Below are 15,099 nucleotides of genomic sequence, written 5' to 3'. Positions count from 1 at the left end.
CTCAGGGAAGCATGGCCTGATGTGTTTTAAGTGAGTGCTGATAAGCTGAGGTGTGGCAGATGCCCATCTCAGCCAGTTGTGACGGTTAATTCACGGCAACTGATACTGATAATGGCTGGTAATATTGTGGATCGAATATGGATAGCGGCAGGTCTGTCTGATGCCTGGCGCTTAACTCCATCACCTTTACAATTTCAACGGCACTGACACCTTCAACACATTCATGCTCCAGAAAAGCGTCCTGTGAACGTGTTGCGTTGCTTTCTCCAAAGGTAGCTACTTCCATGACGCCTTGCGCGAGCGTTTTGTCTGCCTTGTCTTTAAAACGCAGTGACACATTCAGTTGGCCGAAACCTGTACCACTTCCACCGTTATCAAGGCGAAACTGATAAACGCAAATATTGCCAGGAGTCCATACTGTATCGGTGTTACGGATACTGATGTAGCGTTGTTCGTCGGCCTGTGCGGGTTGCAAATGGCACCACGTCAAACCAGCGATGAAAGGTAAGGTTTTAACAAATCGGTTCAAAAATGATGCTCCTGATTTTGATAAAGGATAATTTTGGTGTTGTTGGAAGGCTTTCAGCAGTTGCCTGTACGACGACATCATTCCTCCAGACTTTGCTGTGCTACCCACTGCTGTAACTTACGATCCTCTTCCGAACGTTTAGCTGCAAGTGCAGCCTGTTGCTGCTTATTCACACAATTATCTGGTATGGCCATAACGACTTTCGGGGTCATCTGCTGTCTGATCTTTTTTGCTTTAGCATCGATATCATCAACTAGTGGATAGCTAAGAAGGTCATCAATCGCTTTTTGTCGTGCTGAAGATTGATTTTCGATAATAGCTAAATAGCATCCTTCACCTTTGTCTTCTCCCTGATAAACCGTTTCAATGTCATTGAAGGTTTCACCTACAGGCTCCACTTTCAGTTGTCGAATCGTGTGAGTCTTCTTATCGGTAAGAAACAATGCACCGCCACCACGGACACGTAACAGAAACTGTTTCGTCCATGGGTAGTTATCAACAACACTGGCCTGATAGAGCATGTTGTGTAGTGTGTTGTCATCCATGCCATTGGCAGATTTCCAGCCTTCAGCCTGCATGTATTGCCAGGCTTTAACAGTTCCGACAATATTTCCAGCTTCAGTTGGGAAAACAGCCCCCAGGAAAATGCTGGCAGCCAGCGCTGTAGTAGTAAGCAGTTTCATAATGATTATTCCTTTTGATGTATAAGGCCGCCGTTGGTTGCGACTAGCATTGAATTGAAAAAGCGAAAGAGGGGTAAAGCCTGAAGAAAATCCGGGCGGGAGAGGATATCGCGCACCGTAATATCCGGGGCAAAACTGTCCTTGTGGAGCGTGATTGCCCGAATATCCGTCAAGGGAAAGACGGTAATCCGTGCCTGATGCTCACCCGTCAGATACCACTCGCCTTCACGCAGAACCAGCCGATAGGGAGCGAGACCTGTACAGCGGCAACCGTTACCGAGCAGCGTCACCTTTCGATGTTCCGATACCGCGCTCACCAACCGAGTGAATACGCCTGAGTCTGGGAATAAAACCTGAGCTGTTCCCTGCCAGATCAGGCAAGGAGACTCCCCTGGTCCGCTCAACAGTGAATTGACCAGATGGTTATCCATATCAGGAAACAGTGCTTCAACGCCTGACTTACGGGCAAATGTCATTACCGCCAACTCTCTCTGGCGGCTACCGGATAACAAACGGCATCGGCCTTTGCGATACTCCAGGTCCAGATATATCAGACGTTCCCGAAAGTCCCGGCGCAGGGTTCGTACCGACACACCAAATTCAGTTGCCAGCACTCGCAAATCCAGTGTTTCACCAGCCACCAGGCGGCTAATAATTAACGACAGTCGGACGGCAAGCCGATCATGACGATGTTCAACCTGAGCCATGAAGCAGGTTCTCCAGTGAGATAATTAGCTGAAAATAAAAAGGTTATTCTAGCGAGGGGGTGGGACAGGGAATGGACACCAGGCGACGTATTTTTTACAGTTGCCAAAATCAACCGTGACGGGGCGTCAAGGGGAAACTGTAGAAATTCAGCTGCTTATAAAACGCCAGAACGGACAAGGTATGTCCCGAAGATAATGGCAGGTAAGCCAGCTCAGAAGAAAATCCAGTCCCAAACGGCACGAGCAACGGATACCACCTCCTCACGGACAGTACCGATGACCGCTTTTAGTGGCGAGGGAATAAATGATGCCGCTTCCGCAGAATCAAACACTTCTCCGACCGCATTACCAAAGCCTTCACGAGCCTGCTTTTTTACCGGTTCACTGCATAACCTCCCATGCAGTTGTGCCGCCAATTGGCTGGTGGCACGATCCGGCAAGCAACGCATCATCGTTTCTACCATTGATGGCAGATTCCATTCTGTTCTCGCTGAGACAGCACACACCGGATGGTATGGTGAAAATAGCTGGCGAATGGACTTTAGCCTGGCCTCGATATTAACCAACTGGTTCAGTGATGGCGCATTGCCGGTGACATACCACTCATGGCGGGGCTCTATTTTGTCAGCCTGGTTAACGATAAAAAGTGTCCGCTGCTGGTGGTCAGTCATCACTAGCTTGTAGAAACGTTCATCGGCGGAGAAAGCACGATCATCGGCTTTGATGACCCACAGGATTAAATCCAGCTCAGGGAGTATTCGGCGATACAAAGATTCATATTCCGTATCCCGTTGCTCACTCTCACTGACACCGGGTAGATCTAAAAGTATCAGGCTGTGGTCACCACTACGCAGCCGCAATCGCAGCACTTCACGGGTGCATGAGTCGATATCGCTGACTGGTGTAACCTCACTTTGGAACAGAGCATTGCAGAGCGACGATTTCCCTGCACCTGTTTTTCCCATAATGCTGATGACCGGTTCGTAATGAATGAGCTTTTGAATATGGTCAAAAATATGTTTGCCAATGGCGTTGGGGAGTGATGCTATTGGCTTTTCGATGGCCTGCAGACCTTCTGATTTTTTCACGATACGACCTCAGTAGAAAAACAAAACCCCCGAGGCAAGAAGGCGTCAGGGGTGATTCATGGAGATAATATCTATCTGAAATTATTTGGATTGTAAGTGTGTTAGCCGAGTTATAAAATGTAATTTCAAAGGATTAATACAGGATCACATTTTGAGCCGGAGATAGCTATTAAATTGGATCTCAATCATTTTTTTTGGCAATAGTGAAAAAATGATGCCTCTGGCACATTGCCATAAGGAAGGTGTTGATATTATTGTAATTGTGGAGTAATAAATCAGTAATTATCGCTTCGCTTCATTCTAACAAATTCGTCGAATTCTGTTTATCCTCTACAAAGTAAACAGTTAATGGCCGTTAACCTCGAGTCGGACAGGACTATCGATATATTAAAGTATTTTGGATGAAGCCCTCCAAGTGGTCTTATCAAGGTGACTCATATGCCTTTGTAATATAAGGATATTTATGTATTTAGGTAAGCTGAAAATTTCGCGGTTTCGGTCTTGTGATGATGTAACCGTTAGTTTCCGCCCAGATTTAACTGTATTGGTTGGTGAAATAATGGTGGAAAATCCAATGTCGTAGAGGCAATCAGATTGCTTACTTTGCCGTTGAGTGGACGCCGCGAACGATATCCAGAAGAGGAGGATGTACGACGCTATTCGACCGTCCCAAGTTTTCAAATCGAAGGGGCTTTCCAAGGTCTAAGCGATACCCTCAAAGGTCTATTGATATCTGCAGTTCCCGATCCTACCAAGAGCGAGGCTACCTGCGGCTATCGATATGAATCGCGTTCTGAACATGCTACCCGTGGTAAGACTACCGTGTGGGCTGGACGTTTCGACACTAATGGACCAGAGCTTGGTTCTTCTGATTTGATTAGACACGTTTATCTCCCTCCTTTAAGGGACGCACATCAGGTGCTTGGTACTAGCAGTGGCACTTGAGTGATGGCATTGCTGCGTAATTTCTTGCCAAAAGAGAGGGAACAGGATTTCCTCGCTGGTGTCAGGCGTGCGGATAATCGGCCTGAGATCTTAACTACAATCAATACGGATATCAGTACTGCTCTCGGACTACTCACTAATGGAGTACGTACGCAGATAGCGGCATTGGATTTTGGTAGCGAAACATTACTCGATGTAGCTCGTGATTTGAGATTTCGTATGGCCGATACAGGTTTGATACCCGAAGATATTCGGACTTCTGGTCTGGGGTACTCAAATCTACTCTACATGGCCACTGTTGTTGTAGAGCTGACTAAGGCCAAAGAGGCAGACCTCACGATTTTCCTTGTTGAAGAACCTGAAGCGCATTTGCATCGGCAATTACAGGTACTTGTGCTTGAGTTCCTCTTGGATCAAGCGCGCCAATCAGCATCACGTATCATAGAGCCAGGAAAGCCTGAAGGCCGCCTCCAAATTGTTGTGACAACCCACTCCCCAACCTGACAGCATGGGTTTCTCCACGTCACCTAGTGGTCATTCGTTCGCGGCATCGTGAACAAGATGGAATAGCCATCTCAGAATCAGTGAGTGTGCCTATTGCCGAAATAGGGCTAAAGCCAAAGACATTAGATAAAATTAGCCGATATCTTGACGTGACTCGTTCCGCTTTGCTGTTTGGTAACAGAGCTATCTTTGTGGAAGGGATCGCGGAAGCACTATTGTTGCCCGTGCTAGCACAAAAGCTTGTGCTAGCCGATGATTTAGATGGGTGGCTTAGGTTCAAGGGGGCTGTAATTGTGCCTATTGAAGGTGTGGACTTCCGTCCATATGTAGAGGTGCTGCTACGGCCATATGGTGATGCACGTATTGCTGATAGGCTGATAGTGATCACTGATGCGGACCCAACCGTGTTGGGAAATAGGAAAGTTGTTCTGGAAAATCTGGCTGCAACACATGGAGCTCCAGATGCTCTGATTGTGCTAACCAATCAGCACACATTGGAGCACGAAATTTTTGGCGCTGGAAATGAAAGTTTCCTGAAAAGCGTGTTTCTTCGTTGGCATCGTAATTCACGTAGAGACTGGGAAGCTCAGATAGATGGCATTCCAGAACAAGATCGTCCCAATGCATTTCTTAAATTAATTGAGGCGAAAAAAACTCGTAAAGGCGATTTGGCACAAGCTATGGCTTCGCGCATTGAGGCGGGTGAACCATTTATTGTTCCGCCTTATCTCATTGATGCAATTCGTGGAGCTTCACGTATATGACTGGCATCCACAATCTAACCCCAGAGCAAGAGACATTTGCTTCTCACATTGGCGGAGCCTTCGTTAATGCTTGTCCTGGAGCCGGAAAAACGCGCACAATCATTGCTCGGCTAGCGAGGCTCGCCGCTAAGTTGCCTTCTCGTCAGGGCATAGCGATACTTTCATTCACAAACTCCGCGGTAGACGAGTTCCGCGAACGATGCCTGGCTGCTGGGCTTGATACGCTTTTGAAGTATCCTAGTTTCATGGGAACACTTGATGCTTTCGTCAGGCATTTCGTTGTACTGCCAAGTTGCGCGGTATCGAGCCAAATTCGGCCAATTATCCTAGATAGTTGGGATACGCTTGGTGTAGAAATTCGTTTATCAGGTCAATTTGCCTTTCGAGGTGAACCGGTAAGCCTAGATTTGTTTGATCCAGAAACCAATATTATTGATCCTGATAGGATCGGACATGCGGGTTTGCAAAATCATGTACGTCAACATCAGATTCGATATCAACAAGCTGCGGCAAATCGGCGACGATCTTTGTTACAAGCTGGCTATATGAGTGCAGGGGACGCACGTGCTCAAACATTGCGGTTGATTAGAGATAATGTAATTGGTGAGTCACTTGCTCGCGCATTGGCGGCACGTTTTCAAGAAGTTATGGTTGATGAAGGGCAAGATTGCAATCCACTCGATCTGCAAATACTGACATGGCTCAGAGCACATGGGGTAAATATTACGTTCGTTTGTGATCCTGACCAAGCAATCTACGAATTTCGTAATGGCAATCCTCAAGGGATACAGATATTTAAGGATACATACCCTATTGCATCGCATAAGGGGTTGACGGGGAATTTTCGTAGTAGTCCCGCAATTTGCCAGTTAGCAGCCACTCTAAGGCGAGAAGGTCAGATTGATCGGTCGCTTGGTGAAAGTGCGAATGTTGACTATCCAATTTTACTTCTTACCTACGGTGGCCGGGGCCCAACGGAAATTATTGGTCAGGCATTCCTTGGACGGATTAAGGAACTTGGACTGGAGTCAACCAAGGCGATTATTTTGGCTCACTCAGGCAAAGTTGCGTTGCGGGCAGCTAGCGTCACTTCCAGCAATTCAACCGGAAACTCGCGAAGTGAGTCGCTGGCTCGTAAAGTGTCAGAGTTCTGGTCACCTGCCGCAACCCCAAGAACGAAGGAGAATGTAGTCCAGTCAGTCGAAATATTATTACTGGATTTAATGGGTGTGCGTCAACCAAATGAGCATATGATTAAAGCCATCTAACGTCTTGGTATGGACCGACGTGGCCATCGTAGATGCGCCCTAAGTTTTCTCATCAACCTTCCAAAAACGTGCAGAGATTCTGATGAAGAGCGGCTTGCTTGGATAGCCCGTGTTCACGCGGAAATGGAGAGGCTGCATCTGCCACTCCCAGCTGGTGTAAGCGTACGTCGTTTCTTCCGACAGCCACCAAATGCGCAATGGTCAAAGCATCTTCAAGTGCCAGCTGCTCTCGGTTCGCATGTGGCAACATACATGAAGTGAAAGGTCGTGAGTACGATGCAGTATGCGTCGTAGTCCCGCCGAATCGAGCCCCTGAAAACAGAATTGAAGCACTCTTCGAGTCATGGCAAGCGCGAGTAGATGCTGAGGCAAAGCGCGTACTCTAAGTTGGCCTCACCCGTGCTCGTAATTTTATTGCTCTTGCGATACCAAACGCCTTTGCAGGGCGCTGTGTTGATCTGCTGGCCACAGGCCAAGTGCCCTACACAAGAGTGGATTTGTGAACCAGAAAACAACAGTTTTCATATCCTATTGATATAAATTAATTTTAAATGGATTTTTCACTATGTGGCATGATAACGAGACAACTGTCGATTATTTGAATTTTGGTGTTGTTGCTGATGCATGTGCAAGCCTGCTGAAGCAGGCTAATGGGGAACCTATTTCTATAGGAGTCTCAGGTGGCTGGGGAGCAGGTAAATCTTCTCTGGTGAAAATGATTGCATCACGCCTAGAGAGCTCTTCAGTTGAAGAGTCGTTGGTGGAAGAGAGAAATCAAGAAAAGCATTCCTTTGTCGTACTCACTTTCAATCCATGGCTATACCAAGATTTTGAGTCCGCCAGAAGTGCATTGTTACAAATTGTGGGGGACGAGATTGTTCGGCTTACAGATGAAAATAAGACTATCACCGACAAAGTATCTGAACTGTGGCGAAGGATAAATCTTCTACGGGTCGCTCAATTCAGTGGTGAAGCTGCATTGACTTTAACTACTGGCATTCCTATCGGTTCTCTTGGAAAAACCGTTTGTAAATTGGCTGGTTGGTTTTACGTCGGATGACAAATCGAGCAATGAATCATCAGATACAGATAGTCTCGAGCTAAGTACCAGCGGTCTTCTAAAACCGAGTGAGCCATTCTCGATGCCAGCCCATATTCAGGCATTCAGGGATACTTTAGAGAGTATTCTCGAAGAGTTGAAAATTACGTTAGTAATATTTGTGGATGATTTAGACAGATGTTTGTCACAAAGAGCAATTTCAACACTTGAATCAATTCGTTTATTACTATTTATTCGCCGTAGCGCTTTCGTTATTGCTGCAGATAATGATTTCATAAAAGCTGCAGTGAAGGTTCACTTTGATGGCGCGGGAATTACGGGCGATTTTGTAACTAACTATTTCGATAAATTAATACAGGTTCCACTCCATGTTCCTCGCCTTGGTTTGAATGAGGCGAAAGCGTATCTGGTGCTTTTGCTGCTTGAGCGAGAGACCAACGCAGGCCATTTCAGTAAGGAAAGATTCAATCATGCTCTTAGCGTTATCCCTGAGAAGCTACGTAATAGTTGGAAAGGTGAAACGATCAATCAAGAGTTTTTATATGAACTGGTAGAGCATGTTAATGCACTTAAAAGTTTAATGGATTTAGCCCAGGGTCTTGCGGCTCTTCTTCATAGTTCTTTAGCAGTAAACGCTAATCCCCGGATAATGAAAAGATTTTTAAATACTGTTTATTTGCGTGATGCTCTTTCTGCGCCTCAGGGAATAACGTTAGATATAGCCGCACTGGCAAAATGGCATCTCCTTGAAAGGTCGACGAAAGCCTTGCTGAGGAACTTGCTAGTCGTGTTCATTCGGATAATGACGGTAGGGTACAAGTTTTGGCGGATGCTGAAGCTGCTGCAGCGGGTCAGAGTAGTTTACCTGAGCCTTTCAAGAATACGCCATTTACTCAGCAATGGCTCCAACTCCTGCCAGATTTGGGAACCTAGGATCTACGCCCGCTTCTCCACCTTAGTCGTGACTCTGGAACTCGTGACTTCGGTGATGACAATATGACTCCTGATTCTAGAAAATTGAGAGACGCACTGAAAGTTGCAAATAATGGTCATGAATCCTTAGTTGAACTTATGAGGAAAATAGGACCTTCACAGACAGAGTTGGCGATGACTAAGGCCTGGCAGAGTAATAGTGCCACACGTACCTGGAAGAGTAGCAAAGAAATTGTAATGCTGATTGAGTGCTGCAAGGTTTACACGGAAATTAGAAATAAAGCAGTCAGCTTGTTGGATCAGGCTCTGCTGAAACTTATTGGCCCGGGTTTAATCCCAACTCTTGGTGCTCAGCCATGGGCACAGCAACTTTTAGAACGATGGAAAGATCTTAACGAATTACCAAAAACGACTAGGAATGCAATTGTGAACCTTGGGAGTAGGCGCTAATGGGAACATCAACTTCTAGTGGGGGAGGCCGCGCAGGTTCACCGTTTAATCCTGAATGGTTAAAACCTGAAAGTGACTCTACAACAGGTGGAGGAGATTCGCCTGATTCACCATCGGAGGAGAACGGTGGAAATGTAATTCCTGAAGGTGCAATAGCACCAGAACGACGGTTTGGACCTGCTCGTTCGCTACTTGGAGGATATCTGCAAAATGGCAGCTACGATAATTTACGTGGTGCGACAAAAAGCATGGTCTCCAAAGGAATGGGGGGCGCGCGACGAGCTGCTGCTACTATGCGAGGTGTTGCCAGTGGTGTCGGTAGTCTTGGTGAGTTCCTGACGTCTGTTAGGGATGGAAACGACCAGCGAGTGATTGATTGGCTTACTCACGTTCGTCAAGAGAATCTTTCGGCAACAGATCTTACTCTTGAAATTTTGAAAGATGTTATTCTTGGGACACGAAGCGTTGATGACGAATCGCTCCGTAATGCTGGCGCGGAGGCTATGGCGCAACTCTATGAACTTTATCCGGACGTGGACATATTTAATCTCACGGATGCGCAAATAGCTGAAGTCATGGGGTTGACCATTGCGAATGAGACTTGTAATCGAATAGATCTCCAGCTTGGACAGACTTACGAAAAATTAAAATATGATCCTTTATTAATTCAGGAACGGCGTTCTGATATTCGCGAGTGGGTCGGTGCTGAGGTTAGAGTGGTATTGGAAAAACAAACTACAAAAAATACAGAACCGAAAAGCTTGGCTCAGTCTATTCTCTTCTCTGCCTTAGAGGTATTTTCAGAATGATTAAAATTATGTGTGCTAAAGCAGAACTGATTCCAGCGCAGGTTCCTGCTGATGAGCGAGTATCCTCCTATTTTAAAGGCGCTAAGCGTGCAGGTGTTGGTACAATTGCGAATCGATGGCATGGTGCATTAAAACGGGGTGGGTTTCGACCTTCAACAGAGATTTGGGATTTTGTACAGTTTTGCCTCGCTGTATGTAGCGCGGATCTATCATGCCCTAGAAGAACAAGTGCAGATGGCTGGACCCGGAATATTCAGCTTACGGTCGGATTGTGCAATCCAGATAAGTGGCTACCGCTAAAATCCGATCTTGAAGATATGCTAAAAGTTCTAACTGGTGATTATTGGTTATTAAATTTCAATAATGCAGGCATGGAACCTCCTCAAGGAGATGTCGCTTTTCTCACTAATGATTGCGTATCTTTATTATCCGGAGGGCTGGATAGTCTAATATGTGGAATTGATTTGGTGGCTAAGGGTCGAAAACCACTATTTGTTTCTCAACTCACACATAAAGATTCTGAGCGACAGAGGGCATACGCATCCATGCTGATGGGAAATAGTTCACATTATCAATGGAGTCATGGCATCAGTTTCAAAGGAGCGCGCGAGCCTTCGACACGTGGTCGCTCATTAGCTTTTTATGCATTTGCATTACTTGCCTCAACGAAAATAAACTTACTAAAACCAACAATATTTATTCCCGAAAATGGGGTGATCTCCATAAATCCTCCTTTGGTTCCGGGGCGCGTATCCAGTTTGAGTACTCGTACAACTCATCCTATGTTGATCGATATGTTGCAAAGAGTTCTGGATAATTTGGGCATCCATGTGCAGCTTGAGTTGCCGTACCGTTTCAAAACTAAGGGCGAAATGATGCGGGAATGCCTTGACCAAGATCTTTTGCAAAAATGGGCTGCTGATTCTACGAGTTGTGGCCGTTTTCGAACCTATAATAGTCAGCACTGTGGACGTTGTGTTCCTTGCTTGATCCGTCGGGCGGCATTCCTTGCATGGAAACCTGATGGGGATACTACGTCTTACCGCTTTGAATCTGTTGTTGGCAGTGACAAGTCTAGTGCGCCAGATGATCCTATGGCTGTAGCACTTGCCATCCTTGATGTAAGGAAGAGAGGGCTTGACAGATTTCTTGGTGGTTCGTTGGTTTTTTCACCGATTAAAGAGCGACCGATGTATCGTAGAGTTTTGCAGCAAGGTATAAATGAGCTAGAAACTGTACTCGTGCAGGATAAATTGCTTTGATTGATTTTCACTGTCACGTTGATTTGTATCCCGAGGCTAGAAATGTTTATGCCGGTGCGATTAAGCGTAATGTTTTCACTTGGTTAGTTACTACGCCCCAAAGGCTTTTCAGGCTACAAGTCATGTTTTAGAAAAGCATGAATCTGTAATGATCAGTCCTGGACTTCATCCTGAAATTGTCGCTGATCGTTTCCAGGAATTGGAAATGCTTCTCGAGTTGATTCAAAACGTAGCTGCTGTAGGTGAGGTTGGGTTGGATGGTTCAAAACGATACTCCACCAGTTACGCTATGCAGCTTCGAGTGTTTTCCGAGGTGGTTAGGAAGTGCCACGATGTTGGGGGACGAGCAATGAGCATCCACTCAAGACAGGCCGTTCCGGATGTGCTTGCTACGCTAAAAGCGTTCCCCTCTCACGGAGTTCCTATTTTACATTGGTTCACGGCTTTGTTGAATAAATCGAACTTTTAGGTGATTGGCGGAGCTGATCGCTAAATTCGTTTCAACATCAGGTCCCCATGGCAAAGCAAAAGTTTAAAATTACCAACTGGCCCGCGTACAACAAGGCACTCAGACAACGCGGTTCCCTGACGGTCTGGCTTGATGAGTCGGCCATCGCTGGATGGACTGACAGTTCTTCGCCTGAAGGTCGTGGCCGGCCGCTTTACTACAGCGATATGGCTGTTACCACTGTCCTGATGATGAAGCGTGTGTTTAACCTGTCGCTCCGGGCATTACAGGGCTTCGTTGATTCGATTTTTAAACTCATGTCTTTGCCGCTGTGCTGTCCGGACTACTCGCTGGTCAGCAGACGAGCAAAGAGCGTCAACATCAGCATAAAAACGCCAACGCGTGGTGAAATCTCGCATCTGGTCATCGACAGTACCGGTCTGAAGGTCTTTGGCGAAGGTGAATGGAAAGTCAGGCAGCATGGGGCTGACAGACGAAGAGTGTGGCGCAAGCTTCATCTGGCAGCAGACAGTGTGAATCATGAGATTATCTGTGCCGACTTATCGCTCAGCGGAACGACAGATGCGCAGTCACTGCCGGGCCTGATTAACCAAACCCACCGGAAAATCAGGGAAGTGTCAGCAGACGGTGCTTATGACGCCTGTTACTGCCAAGATGCGTTGCTAAGAAAGAAAATCAGGCCCCTTATCCCGCCGCGAAGCGGAGCGAAATACTGGCCGGACAAGTACCATGAACGTAACCATGCGGTGGCGAATCAGCGTCTGAGCAGGAGTAATGATATGTGGAAAAAGAAAGTGGGTTATCACCGGCGTTCAGTGGCAGAAACAGCGATGTTCCGCATAAAAACTTTGCTGGGTGGCCATCTGAGGCTGCGTGACTATGAGGCTCAGGTAGGTGAAGCAATGGCGATGGTCAAAGCGCTGAACCGTATGACGTTGTTGGGTATGCCACACAGCGTCAGGATCGGATAACAGGTGTAGCAGAGGGAGCCATCCTGGCGGCTAATTCTGATTTATTCAACAAAGCCTTGGTTCACTGGAACTATTACGGAATTGAGGAATGTTTCAGCACAAGGATGCTGGTTCAGTATTGGTCCGGCAGCTTTCAACTCTGCCGCAGGGAAAGCTCTTGCTACTAAGCTTCCCAAAGACAGGGTTGTGCCAGAGAGCGACGGGCCATTTGCTCAATTTAACAATCGAACTGTGATGCCATGGGATTTCAATATTACAGGTCGATTGCTGGGCGAGGCGTGGTCAATGCCTGAAAATGATGTAAAGCTACAATTGTTAAACAATACGAAAACGTTGCTTGGACAGATGGGGAACGATCGAATTGCTCTCAACCTTTAAACGAAATGGTATTCAATTGCCACAGGTTTAACAGATATTTCAGTCGGATGGTGTAAGTCTCAATGCGCATGCCGTTTGTTAACATAGCGAGTAACCGCAACGTAGTTAAGCAAAGGAACCTCATAACTTTTAGGGGGGAATTCGCAGCGAGAGATATCACCAACGAGGTTTATTGAGAATCATCTTTGTGCGCATTTGACTGCCAAAACTAGATATGTTGGATTTTTATTCTACAAAAGGAAAGTGTGATGGAGTCTGCACGTGATAAACGTACTCGTGAGATTGTAGAGGCAGAGGATCTGTGGTTGCTTGATAGCGTTGATACTGAAGGTTACGTGTGCTGGGGATGTGGTATAACCATGCATCCTGCTGCATGGGAAAAAGATAAAAAAGTCAGAGCCTATTTTAAAAAGAAACGACATATTCAACATCATCATGAATGTGATGCTGATGCTGATGCTGATGCTGAAAGCACAGTAATTCGCCAGGGCCAGAAGGCGAGTGTCCGCAACATACTGGACAGTGCTCCGGGTTTAATGCCCTCGGGATTAAAGTTGATCGAAAACCGCCCGGTTGTTGAACTAGGTTTCTCTGGTGATGAAAGTAAATCCAGTTCGACACGTTCAGCATCCTCACAATCTGGTGAAGATAATTCACCCGAACGACAATCCCGGCGTCAAGTGAATGCTATTCGCAATATTTGCCGTGCCTTCATCCGTTTCCCGCATGACCGGGGAATGTCGCTTAACGTTCCCGGTATCAGTGGTAAAATCTACATGACTGCGTTTAAAAAGCTCCGGAATGAGGTTCAACCTTACCCGGAGCCGAAGATCTTTTATGCACCACTGCTCTGGAACAAATTTACTGAAAATGATGAAAACCTCATCATTCCACTGTCTGGTGAATGGGGGGAAGATGAGTCAGGTAAACCTAAACCTACCCGAAGCTACCAGATCTATATCGATTGGGCTAGCTGGTCAAAAGCCAAGCGTACCGTGGTTCGTAAAGAGCTGGAGGCTGCCCGTACAGAGGCAATAGAAGCCAAAGGCAAGGGGCTGAAAGATAAAGCTTGGGTATTCTTTATCTGCGAGCAACATGCTGCAAATCCGTAGATCTTCTACGTTAGCGATTATCGACTCATCTGCGCGATTGTAGGACATATCACCTATTCCTAACGTGAAAAAGGCCTTCCCGATTGGGAAGGCTTGACCATATGACTATTTGTGACTACCGCCGAAATTGCGTTCACCTTCTTCGTAAATTTTGCTGTCAAGTTTGGTCAGATATCCCAGACGTTGGATTAGCTCCCCGTACTCATAGATATAATCTGCTGAGTTTCGGTCCAAGATATACCGGCAGTTATCAGGGAAGTGAACCAGCCCTGGGTAGTCCTCCAGCTCCAATCCTAATGCACTGTACCAGGCTCTGGTGATCATCATGCGTAAGCTGGTGTCGATATTATAATCGCCCAGCTTGTTGTAAGCCTGTTCGTTGAATAAAAAGCAAAGGTGGAAGTGGCATTTCCCTGATTGGCTGAATTCCTTAGCCCATACGTCACGCAGAGTATTGGGATGAACTCTGACACTGTTACGCCTCCCCTACGACGCTCACTGTTTTTAAGTATCTCTTTTAGTGAGTTGATGGATCGAGATATTGCCCCAGGCTCACGATTAATGAAACAGCCGATGGTATCTCCGTTATCAAGTATCGGAGGATAATGGAAATCAACGCGCACAGCCATAATGCTGGTATATTGGTCGGTGGCATAGCCGAGCACCTCAAGTATTCTATACAGATTGTCTGCGTTATGTAATCCATGAGATCCTAAGTATGTGTTCATAATATAAACCTATGTGGTTGATCCTACGGTCTGTCAGGGACCGTATTGGTTGTTGCCACACACGCAGGGCTATACTTATTCAGAGTTAAGAGTATATTCTGGTATCAAACATTAGTACGGGCATACTATTCTGATCTAACTGGCAATATATCTATTATCTAACTCTTAATGGGCAGTAAAAGTATATAGCCATTATAATACCTTTTCCTACACCTAAAATTGAGATGAAGTTAATCCCAGCCTGTGATGACTGTATAAAAGTTACTCTGCAATTAGTTCGAATAAGCTAGTCTATTACGGCACCATCCCAATTTCTTTTCACTGTCGAAATACTTATGCATAAATGTTTTGCAGTCTGTGACTGCGTGAGACCCCGTTTCTTTGCTAGTTGGATATAATTATAATATTTACTCCCTTGTGGGCTACCTGCTGCTTTAAG

At 46.1% G+C, this 15,099-nt stretch carries 16 protein-coding genes and 1 pseudogene; 12 read left to right on the top strand and 5 right to left on the bottom strand.

From position 1 onward, the window contains the following. Nucleotides 1-85 precede the first annotated feature (85 nt). The 4 genes from E3U36_RS00975 to E3U36_RS00960 form a co-directional block, all read right to left on the bottom strand. Nucleotides 86-610 carry an IrmA family protein gene (locus E3U36_RS00975; RefSeq protein WP_238337481.1) on the bottom strand — a complete coding sequence of 175 codons (525 nt, stop codon included), beginning with the start codon at nucleotides 608-610 and terminating at the stop codon, nucleotides 86-88. Further along, the gene (locus tag E3U36_RS00970; protein ID WP_180816803.1) at nucleotides 607-1,212 is read right to left on the bottom strand and encodes a hypothetical protein; all 606 of its coding nucleotides are present in this window, start codon (nucleotides 1,210-1,212) and stop codon (nucleotides 607-609) included. The genes E3U36_RS00975 and E3U36_RS00970 overlap by 4 nt, the downstream gene beginning before the upstream one ends. Nucleotides 1,213-1,217: 5 nt before the next feature. Next, complete coding sequence (locus E3U36_RS00965) at nucleotides 1,218-1,919, bottom strand: WYL domain-containing protein (RefSeq protein ID WP_180816802.1); 702 nt, start codon at nucleotides 1,917-1,919, stop codon at nucleotides 1,218-1,220. 212 nt (nucleotides 1,920-2,131) lie between these two features. Next, nucleotides 2,132-3,007: a GTPase family protein gene (locus E3U36_RS00960; RefSeq protein ID WP_180816801.1), complete on the bottom strand. Its 876-nt coding sequence runs from the start codon at nucleotides 3,005-3,007 to the stop codon at nucleotides 2,132-2,134. Nucleotides 3,008-3,955: 948 nt separating this feature from the next. On the opposite strand from E3U36_RS00960, the gene E3U36_RS12405 reads away from it, so the two are divergent. The 12 genes from E3U36_RS12405 (at nucleotide 3,956) to E3U36_RS00915 (ending at nucleotide 13,932) form a co-directional block, all read left to right on the top strand. Next, the gene (locus E3U36_RS12405; protein ID WP_238337534.1) at nucleotides 3,956-4,456 is read left to right on the top strand and encodes an ATP-dependent nuclease; all 501 of its coding nucleotides are present in this window, start codon (nucleotides 3,956-3,958) and stop codon (nucleotides 4,454-4,456) included. An 86-nt stretch (nucleotides 4,457-4,542) separates the two neighbouring features. Then, nucleotides 4,543-5,220, top strand: a complete 678-nt coding sequence (locus tag E3U36_RS12400; protein ID WP_238337480.1) for a TOPRIM nucleotidyl transferase/hydrolase domain-containing protein — start codon at nucleotides 4,543-4,545, stop codon at nucleotides 5,218-5,220. Next, nucleotides 5,217-6,488: a UvrD-helicase domain-containing protein gene (locus E3U36_RS00950; protein ID WP_238337479.1), complete on the top strand. Its 1,272-nt coding sequence runs from the start codon at nucleotides 5,217-5,219 to the stop codon at nucleotides 6,486-6,488. The genes E3U36_RS12400 and E3U36_RS00950 overlap by 4 nt, the downstream gene beginning before the upstream one ends. Nucleotides 6,489-7,053: 565 nt before the next feature. Then, nucleotides 7,054-7,548, top strand: a complete 495-nt coding sequence (locus tag E3U36_RS12395) for a KAP family P-loop NTPase fold protein (protein WP_238337478.1) — start codon at nucleotides 7,054-7,056, stop codon at nucleotides 7,546-7,548. Continuing rightward, entirely contained in the window at nucleotides 7,502-8,548 is a 1,047-nt protein-coding gene (locus E3U36_RS12390; protein ID WP_238337477.1) for a KAP family P-loop NTPase fold protein, read from the top strand. Before E3U36_RS12395 ends, E3U36_RS12390 begins: the two co-directional genes overlap by 47 nt. Then, nucleotides 8,545-8,931, top strand: coding sequence for a hypothetical protein (locus E3U36_RS12385; RefSeq protein ID WP_238337476.1), 387 nt, complete (start codon nucleotides 8,545-8,547; stop codon nucleotides 8,929-8,931). Before E3U36_RS12390 ends, E3U36_RS12385 begins: the two co-directional genes overlap by 4 nt. Beyond that, nucleotides 8,931-9,740 carry a Qat anti-phage system associated protein QatB gene (locus E3U36_RS12380; RefSeq protein WP_180816800.1) on the top strand — a complete coding sequence of 270 codons (810 nt, stop codon included), beginning with the start codon at nucleotides 8,931-8,933 and terminating at the stop codon, nucleotides 9,738-9,740. Before E3U36_RS12385 ends, E3U36_RS12380 begins: the two co-directional genes overlap by 1 nt. Then, the gene (gene qatC / locus E3U36_RS00935; protein WP_180816799.1) at nucleotides 9,737-11,002 is read left to right on the top strand and encodes a Qat anti-phage system QueC-like protein QatC; all 1,266 of its coding nucleotides are present in this window, start codon (nucleotides 9,737-9,739) and stop codon (nucleotides 11,000-11,002) included. Before E3U36_RS12380 ends, qatC begins: the two co-directional genes overlap by 4 nt. A gap of 148 nt (nucleotides 11,003-11,150) precedes the next feature. Then, a complete protein-coding gene (locus E3U36_RS13115; RefSeq protein ID WP_369412962.1) occupies nucleotides 11,151-11,471 on the top strand; it encodes a TatD family hydrolase in 321 nt (106 codons plus the stop codon). 47 nt (nucleotides 11,472-11,518) lie between these two features. After that, complete coding sequence (locus E3U36_RS00925; protein ID WP_180816238.1) at nucleotides 11,519-12,442, top strand: IS5 family transposase; 924 nt, start codon at nucleotides 11,519-11,521, stop codon at nucleotides 12,440-12,442. 33 nt (nucleotides 12,443-12,475) lie between these two features. Then, nucleotides 12,476-12,820: a TatD family hydrolase gene (locus tag E3U36_RS00920; protein ID WP_369412961.1), complete on the top strand. Its 345-nt coding sequence runs from the start codon at nucleotides 12,476-12,478 to the stop codon at nucleotides 12,818-12,820. 248 nt (nucleotides 12,821-13,068) lie between these two features. Continuing rightward, nucleotides 13,069-13,932, top strand: coding sequence for a hypothetical protein (locus tag E3U36_RS00915; protein WP_180816798.1), 864 nt, complete (start codon nucleotides 13,069-13,071; stop codon nucleotides 13,930-13,932). A 105-nt stretch (nucleotides 13,933-14,037) separates the two neighbouring features. Here the strand turns inward: E3U36_RS00915 and E3U36_RS00910 are convergent. Then, a pseudogene (locus E3U36_RS00910) lies at nucleotides 14,038-14,660 on the bottom strand (inovirus Gp2 family protein). Nucleotides 14,661-15,099: the final 439 nt, after the last annotated feature.

It is taken from the genome of Arsenophonus endosymbiont of Aphis craccivora (assembly GCF_013460135.1).
Taxonomy (GTDB): domain Bacteria; phylum Pseudomonadota; class Gammaproteobacteria; order Enterobacterales; family Enterobacteriaceae; genus Arsenophonus; species Arsenophonus nilaparvatae.
The sequence above is the reverse complement of the archived record's forward strand: the minus strand, read 5'-3'. Positions and strand labels throughout refer to the sequence as shown.

Bases quoted from the DNA above. Each gene is read 5' to 3' on its own strand.
- E3U36_RS00975 (WP_238337481.1), bottom strand. From the start codon at position 610: ATGATGTCGTCGTACAGGCAACTGCTGAAAGCCTTCCAACAACACCAA.
- E3U36_RS12395 (WP_238337478.1), top strand. From the start codon at position 7,054: ATGTGGCATGATAACGAGACAACTGTCGATTATTTGAATTTTGGTGTT.
- E3U36_RS00915 (WP_180816798.1), top strand. From the start codon at position 13,069: ATGGAGTCTGCACGTGATAAACGTACTCGTGAGATTGTAGAGGCAGAG.
- E3U36_RS00925 (WP_180816238.1), top strand. From the start codon at position 11,519: ATGGCAAAGCAAAAGTTTAAAATTACCAACTGGCCCGCGTACAACAAG.
- E3U36_RS13115 (WP_369412962.1), top strand. From the start codon at position 11,151: ATGATCAGTCCTGGACTTCATCCTGAAATTGTCGCTGATCGTTTCCAG.
- E3U36_RS00970 (WP_180816803.1), bottom strand. From the start codon at position 1,212: ATGAAACTGCTTACTACTACAGCGCTGGCTGCCAGCATTTTCCTGGGG.
- E3U36_RS12380 (WP_180816800.1), top strand. From the start codon at position 8,931: ATGGGAACATCAACTTCTAGTGGGGGAGGCCGCGCAGGTTCACCGTTT.
- E3U36_RS12385 (WP_238337476.1), top strand. From the start codon at position 8,545: ATGACTCCTGATTCTAGAAAATTGAGAGACGCACTGAAAGTTGCAAAT.
- E3U36_RS00950 (WP_238337479.1), top strand. From the start codon at position 5,217: ATGACTGGCATCCACAATCTAACCCCAGAGCAAGAGACATTTGCTTCT.
- E3U36_RS12405 (WP_238337534.1), top strand. From the start codon at position 3,956: ATGGCATTGCTGCGTAATTTCTTGCCAAAAGAGAGGGAACAGGATTTC.
- E3U36_RS00965 (WP_180816802.1), bottom strand. From the start codon at position 1,919: ATGGCTCAGGTTGAACATCGTCATGATCGGCTTGCCGTCCGACTGTCG.
- qatC (WP_180816799.1), top strand. From the start codon at position 9,737: ATGATTAAAATTATGTGTGCTAAAGCAGAACTGATTCCAGCGCAGGTT.